Source organism: Archangium sp. (genome assembly GCF_036388035.1).
Lineage (GTDB): Bacteria > Myxococcota > Myxococcia > Myxococcales > Myxococcaceae > Archangium.
This window is the reverse complement of record NZ_DASVSO010000858.1, coordinates 1-6,661: the sequence shown is the minus strand read 5'-3', so window position 1 is coordinate 6,661 and position 6,661 is coordinate 1. Positions and strand designations below refer to the sequence as shown.

5 protein-coding genes and 1 pseudogene are annotated in these 6,661 nt (G+C 70.6%); 2 read left to right on the top strand and 4 right to left on the bottom strand.

The window, feature by feature from the left end; translation table 11 throughout:
* A pseudogene (locus VF697_RS35435) lies at positions 1-529 on the top strand (hypothetical protein); the annotation flags it as partial.
* A gap of 10 nt (positions 530-539) precedes the next feature.
* Here VF697_RS35435 and VF697_RS35430 read toward each other — a convergent pair.
* Positions 540-1,622, bottom strand: a complete 1,083-nt coding sequence (locus VF697_RS35430) for a cyclic nucleotide-binding domain-containing protein (RefSeq protein ID WP_331102066.1) — start codon at positions 1,620-1,622, stop codon at positions 540-542.
* 219 nt (positions 1,623-1,841) lie between these two features.
* On the opposite strand from VF697_RS35430, the gene VF697_RS35425 reads away from it, so the two are divergent.
* Positions 1,842-3,845 (top strand): elongation factor G, encoded by a 2,004-nt coding sequence (locus VF697_RS35425; protein ID WP_331102064.1) that lies wholly within the window; start codon positions 1,842-1,844, stop codon positions 3,843-3,845.
* Positions 3,846-3,875: 30 nt separating this feature from the next.
* Here the strand turns inward: VF697_RS35425 and VF697_RS35420 are convergent, their stop codons facing one another.
* The 3 genes from VF697_RS35420 to VF697_RS35410 all read right to left on the bottom strand — a co-directional run.
* Positions 3,876-4,361, bottom strand: coding sequence for a hypothetical protein (locus VF697_RS35420; RefSeq protein ID WP_331102062.1), 486 nt, complete (start codon positions 4,359-4,361; stop codon positions 3,876-3,878).
* Between the two features lie 528 nt (positions 4,362-4,889).
* Positions 4,890-5,792, bottom strand: a complete 903-nt coding sequence (locus tag VF697_RS35415; RefSeq protein ID WP_331102060.1) for a hypothetical protein — start codon at positions 5,790-5,792, stop codon at positions 4,890-4,892.
* A 93-nt stretch (positions 5,793-5,885) separates the two neighbouring features.
* The coding region (locus VF697_RS35410) for a hypothetical protein (protein ID WP_331102058.1) at positions 5,886-6,661 on the bottom strand (776 nt) is incomplete at its 5' end.

Sequence of the window (6,661 nt, the reverse complement as noted above, 5' to 3'; positions counted from 1 at the left end):
TTGGGGGCCGTACATCGCGCCCGCCATCGAGATGCTGCCGGGCTACGTGTCGCGCGGGCTGCCGCTGGTGGAGGCCTACCCCGGCTCGGTGTACGGGCTGGGCTCCTGGTTCGAGGAGTACGCGCTCAAGCCCCTCAAGGCGGGCAAGCGGCTCTTCGGCCTGAAGCAGACGCTGACGCAGTGCATGTCCCCCATCCACGTGGAGGACTGCGCCCGGGCCCTGCTGCACCTGCTGGAGCACGGCGAGGTGGGCCGGCGCTACTTCGTGGTGGATGACGAGCCGGTGTCCTTCGCGGAGCTCAACCGGGTGGCCGCCAAGGCCCTGGGAGTCACCACGCGCCGGGTCCTCCTCCCCCGGTGGGTGTGCAGCCTGGTGATGGGGCCGGTGGTGACGGACTCGCTGACGGCGGAGGCGAAGCTGTCGAACGCGCGCCTGCATGGCACGGGTTTCCAGTTCCGCTACCCCACCGTGCGCGAGGGCGTGCCCGTGCTGGTGAAGCAGTGGCTGGAGAGGCAGGGCCCGCGCTGAGCCCGCCCCGTCAGACGCGCAGGTCGCCCTCGAGCGCCGCCCGGCCGGACAGCAGCTTGGAGATGTGCAAGAGCCGCTCCGTGCCCAGGCGCATGAGCGCCGCGCGCACCCGGGGTTGACTGGCGAGGTTCTGCTCGAAGGCGTCACGCCCCAGCCGCAGCAGGTGGCACGGCGTCTCCGCGCGCACCGTGGCGCTCGCCGGCTGGCCGAGCAGCAGGGAGATCTCCCCGAAGACATCTCCCTCGCGCAGCGAGGAGAAGGCGCTCTGCTTGCCGTCGGGGTGGCGCAACACCGGGGTGCACTGGCCCTGCAGCAGCAGGTAGAGGCCGTCGCCCTTCTGGCCCTGCTCGATGATGACGGTGCCGGCGTCCACCAGCCGCAGCTCGAAGCAGCGGGCCAGGGCCTGCCGCTGCTCGGGAGGCAGCGTGGTGAAGACGGGGTTGCTGCGCAGCACGTTGGCCAGCAGCCGCTCCCGGTAGAAGGTCCGCACCGTCTCGCCCACCGCGGGGTACCTCAGCGCGATGCGCTCCAACCGCGTCCGGATGAGCTCGAGCGCCACGGTGTGCCGGGTGGCCACCACGCTCGCCAGCCGCGGGCTCTCGGAGACGAGGGCGATCTCCCCGAAGAACTCCCCCTCCCCCATCGAGGCCAGCGTGCGCCGCTCCCCGCCCTCCAGCAGGCGCACCACGTCCACCTGCCCGTCCGCGAGGGCGAACATGGAGCGGCCCGGCTCGCCCTCGGTGATGAGGTTCTGCCCGGCCTTGAAGGTCCGCAGTTCCAGGGCGCCCAGCAGGGCCATGAAGGGCTCGCGGCCGAGCTGAGAGAAGAGGGGCACTCGGGGCAGCGTCGCCGCGGCGGCGGGGGGCGCGCCCTTCGCGGGAGCGTCGGGCCGCGCGTAGAGGTCCGCCAGGAGCTGGGGGGTGCGCGTATGCGCCGGCTCGAGCTGGAGGAGCACCCGGCACAGCGCGAGGGCACGCAGCGGCTGTCCCTGCCGGGCCCAGTCGGAGGCCATGGCCTCCCCAGCGGCGAGGGCCTCGGGGGTACGGCCGAGCGCGAGGAGCCGCTCGACCTCCAGCTGGAGTGGGTTGGACATGTCCCCTCTGTATGCCACAGCCCCCCCGGTGCGTGCAGCCGGGAGGTGAACGCACCCGCCCGTCTGGGAGGTACGGACGTGCAGGGTCCCCGTCGCACACCGGACGTGCGCGGCGAGCATGGGGGAAGGCCCTCGCCCCACGTGAGCCCGGCGCTTCCCCACCTTGTCCCGGAGCCCCACCTTCTCGGGGCGAATGCCTGCCGGCAGGAGGGCCAGGTCATGAAACATCCCGCGTCACCGAGAGTCGTCACCTTCGTAGGACCCCAGGGCGTGGGCAAGACGACCCTGTTCGAGTCCCTGCTGCGTTCCACGGGAGCCGAAGGACTGCGCGCCACGGGAGGACCCGGAGCCGCCGTGGAGCGGAGCATGACGCTCGAGCTGTCCGTGGCCCACACCGGCTTCCTGGGGGAGCAGTGGACCTTCATCGACACCCCGGGGGCACCGGAGTTCTCCCAGGAGGCCCGCCACGCGCTGATGGTGAGCGACGCGGCGGTGGTGGTGTGTGACGCCTCGCCCGAGCGCGCGGCCGCCCTCGCCCCCCTCTTCGCCTTCCTGGATGCGCGCCGCATCCCCCACCTGCTCTTCCTCAACGTGCTCGAGGACGGCGCCGCGTCGGTGCGCGAGGTGCTGGAGACGCTCCAGGCCGTCTCCTCGCGGCCCCTGGTGCTGCGGGAGATTCCGCTGCGCGAGGGCGGGCAACTGGTGGGCGTGGTGGACCTGGTGAGCGAGCGCGCCTGGGCCGAGGGGAAGGATGGGAAGCCCGCGCTCATCTCGCTGCCGGACGCGGACCGCCCGCGCGAGGAGAGCTCGCGGCGCCAGCTCCTCGAAAGGCTCGCGGACCTGGATGACACGCTGCTCGAGCAGCTCCTCGAGGACGTGGTGCCCCCGCCGGACGCGCTCTACGCGCAGTTCGAGAAGGCCCTGCGCGAGGATCGGCTGGTGCCCGTCTTCCTCGGCTCGGCGGAGCGGGGACTCGGCCTGGAGCGGCTGCTCAAGGGCCTGCGGCACGAGGTGCCCACGGTGGAGGAGACGCGCGAGCGCCTGGGCATCTCCGGGGAGGGCCCTCCCCGGGTGCAGTCCTTCAAGACGCAGCACCTGCCCCACGTGGGCAAGCTGTCCATGGTGCGCGTCTGGCGCGGGCAGGTGGAGGACGGCGGCACGATGGGCGGCTCGCGGGTGAGCGGCGTGCAGCGGGTGCATGGAAGCAGGCAGCTCTCCGTCGGCGCGGGGCGCGCGGGGGACGTGGTGTCCATCGGGCGGGTGGAGGCGATGCGCACGGGAGACTTCGCCGATCCCGAGGGCGTGCGTCACCCCGAGGACTGGCCCCTGGCACCGCCTCCGGTGCACCAGGTCGCCATCGTCGCCGAGAAGCGCACGGACGACGTGAAGCTGACGGGCGCGCTGGCCCGGCTGGTGGAAGAGGACCCGTCCCTCTCGGTGGACCAGGAGGCGGACACGCAGATGCTGCTGCTGGGCGGCCAGGGTGAAATGCACCTGCGCGAGGCCGTCGAGCACCTGCGCACACGCCTGCGCGTCCCGGTGATGACGCGCCCCCTGCCCATCCCCTACCGGGAGACGATCCGCAAGCACAGCTCGCACCACGCGCGCTTCAAGCGGCAGTCCGGCGGGCACGGGCAGTTCGGTGACGTGGTGGTGGAGGTGCAGCCGCTGCCGCGCGGCGAGGGCTTCCGCTTCACCTCGGCCGTCGTGGGCGGGGCCATCCCCCGGCAGTACATCCCCGCGGTGGAGGAAGGCGCGAAGGAGGGCCTGAAGCGCGGGCCACTCGGCTTCCCCGTGGTGGACGTGGCCGTCACCCTCACCGGTGGCACCTACCACTCGGTGGACAGCTCGGATCAGGCCTTCCGCACCACGGGGCGCCTGGCCCTGGTGGAGATACTTCCCAAGCTGGAGCCGGTGCTGCTCGAGCCCATCCTCCACGTGGACATCCACGTGCCGCGCGAGGCCACCTCACGGGCCCAGCGGCTCGTCACCAGCCGCCGGGGACAGCTCCTCGGGTTCGACGCCAACACCGACCTGCCCGGCTGGGACGTCATCACCGCGTATGTGCCGCAGGCGGAGATGCACGGCTTCATCGTGGAGCTGCGCTCGGCCACCTCGGGCCTGGGCAGCTTCGTGGCGCGGCACGACCACTACTCGGAGCTGGTGGGCAAGCAGGCCGAGCGCGTGGTGAGCCACCACCAGGAAGCCGCCGAGCAGCGGTGAGCGGGGTTGCCGCACCTCGCTCGGAGTCGACTACGAGCGAGGTCGTGGTACCCGGGCTACCTTCTCCGCGTGTGCAATGGCCTCCAGGTGCTCCTCGCGGAGAGGGCTCTCTCGACGGAGCCTGCGCACCCTCCTTTCCGTGTCCTCCAACATGTCCCATGCCTCCCGAGACTGCTTGTGGGGAAACAGGTGGAGCGCCTGCACATAGAGGCAGGAGACGTGAACACGCATCCCAAGGTCGGCGAAGCCAAGTTGCTGGAGACGACGAAGCCCTCGACCGAACTCCTTCCACGGCATTCTGGAGCCGTACGCTTCGGTGAGGAGCGTGTTTGCGATGATGCGTTGAATCGCGAGGCGCTGGGCAGGGGTCCTTGCCCTTGGCAGCCAGCGCTTCTCCAGCTTCAGGAGCTCGCGCTTGCATTGCACGTAGGGCGCCTTCGCCTTGAGCAGTTCCAGGTAACGAAGATCAAGTTCCTCGCTAAATGTCGCGGAACGCTCCTGGTGGGGAGTCTTCATGCTAACGTTCAAGGGCAGGGCTTTCCATTGGCACGCAACGGCCAGTAGCCGTATCGCATGCAGGCGGTAAAGCACGCTTTGCACTGCGACTCACCCCAGACCCGGCCATCGTGTTTCCCACTTCTGCACTTCTCGTAGCGCGGCAGGCAGATGTCCTTCTCCCACTGCTCCCGTTCTTCGGGCGTCGGGAGTTCCGGGATGGGTGACGCTTCTGACTCGGGGCGTCCTGGGGGTAGATGATTGGACCGGGTGGGCTCCGTCGGGGGGGTCGCGCCACAGCGCTCGTACTGGCCGGGGTTGCTCTTGAGGCAGCACGAGACGGTGCTATCGGTCTGGTTGCACTCGGCCTGAGTGAGTGCGAACCCATTGGCGTATCTGCCAGTGCTCGTTGCCGCGCAGGCTGATGAGAGGAGAACGAGCCCCACGGCGAAGAAGCACGACCGGCCCGAATGATAGGGAGCTACAACACGCGCTTGTTGCATGGTGCTCTCCGAGAGCATGAATGCATGGCGGAATGGTCCAGCCCCGTCACGGTGGGGGCGGCGCGAGCGCGCGCAGCCCCTCGGCGATGGCGAGGGCGATGTTGCCCATCAGGTCCTGCCGCGCGTTGACGACATAGAGGTGCGGGGTGAGCGCCCACACCTCGCGCACCACGCGCCGGGGGGTGGGAGGCGGCTGGGTGCGCAGCTCCGCCTGGAGCAGCGGCAGCACCTTGTCGGACAGGCGCAGCGCGGTGTCCATGACGAAGATGGCGAGGTGGGGCCGCAGCGCGCGCACGCGCCGGAAGAAGGCGCCCACCTCGTCCGAGGCCAGGTGCTTGGGCGGCGAGGACTTCATCTCCAGGTAGAGCAGCCGTCCCTCGGCCGCGGCCACCACGTCCAGGTCTCCCCCCACCTCGGGCGCGTGGAACTTCACCCCCACGGCCACGTCGAAGCCGAGCCGCCCGCGCAGCTCGCGCGCCACGTACCACTCCAGCGTGCCGCCGAAGTTGTGCGCCCGGTGGCACAGGCGGTAGCGCCCGCCCTCCTCGCGCTCCGCGAGCCCGAGCGCCACCAGCTCCTCGGCCACCTGGGCGGCCCGCTCGGCCTCGAGGTAGCGCGTGGCCTCGCTGGGCGAGAAGCTGCCGCCCCGGAGAATGGCGCCCCGGAGGAAGAGGCGGAAGGCGTAGTGGCCGAGCCGCTCCGCGAGCCGCTCGGCGGCCTCGCCCTCGAGGTCCGGAGGAAAGGGCAGGTCCAACGGGGCCACGGTGGGCTGGAAGCCCCGGCGCACCAGCATGGCCAGGGCCTCGCCGCCGGGCGGCAGCAACCGCCTCGGCGGAGGGGGTGCCCCCACGGCCCGCAGCTCCAGGTCGCGAGCCGAGGAAGGGTCACCAGGAGGAGGCGGCTGCCGCGTCATGCCCTCATCCTGGCCGACGCGGGCGGCCCCGCTCAACGCCCCCTTCCTTGTCGCGGTCGGCGTCGTTGAAGGGGAACTCGAGGAAGTTCGGAACCGCGATGGCGGCGAGGACGCCGATGATGGCCACCACTACGGAACGGTGAGCAGCCCGCTGATGGAATCCGCCGAGTGGCCCGGCCACGGGAGCAGATACGGCGCGCTCTGGACCGAGGAGTTCGGCTGGTAGATGGCGGTGACGAGCATGAAGTAGTACTTGCCGGACCGCAGGAGGCCGGGCGGAACCTGTACGCGGGTGCCCTGGGTCATCACCCGTCCCACCAAGGAACCCCGGGAGGCGCGGCCGGTGGCGGGGTTGTAGACGATCTCGCGAAAGCGGACCGAGTAGAACGTCGGGGTGCCCACGGCGGGCGGCGTCCAGGAGACTTCCGGCGTGGGACCGATGGACTGGTCGAGGTAGGCGCTCGCGCCGTTGAGCAAGGGGCTCCGCACCGGGCTGATCGCCGGAACCAGCGGCTGGGCCCGCAGGCCGCTCAACAGGTCCTCACTGGAGAGGGTGCCCTGACCGCTCGTGCTGGCCGTCCCACCATCCGGCTTGGGCACCTGGTAGGGGACGGTGAAGGCCGTCGTCGCATTGGCGAACTTCGCGTAGCTGGCCGGATACGGGTTGCCGTAGACGAAGTTGACCGGCTGATCCGGCTGGTTGCCGTCGATGAAGTACGCCACGAGGTCCGGCATGAGCCCATAGGAGCCGTGGGCCCCGTTGGGGATCACGTCTAGGTAGAAGTTGTTGTAGTTGATCCGCGCGTTGGGGTGCACCGCCGTGCGGTAGCTCCCGAACGACCCAGGGGTCCCCTCGTTCACCTTCCAGTCCACCGCGTAGCTCTGGTCCTGCGGCACGGTGGAGA

Coding starts and splice junctions, on each gene's coding strand:
- VF697_RS35425 (WP_331102064.1), top strand. CDS start 1,842: ATGAAACATCCCGCGTCACCGAGAGTCGTCACCTTCGTAGGACCCCAG.
- VF697_RS35430 (WP_331102066.1), bottom strand. CDS start 1,622: ATGTCCAACCCACTCCAGCTGGAGGTCGAGCGGCTCCTCGCGCTCGGC.
- VF697_RS35420 (WP_331102062.1), bottom strand. CDS start 4,361: ATGAAGACTCCCCACCAGGAGCGTTCCGCGACATTTAGCGAGGAACTT.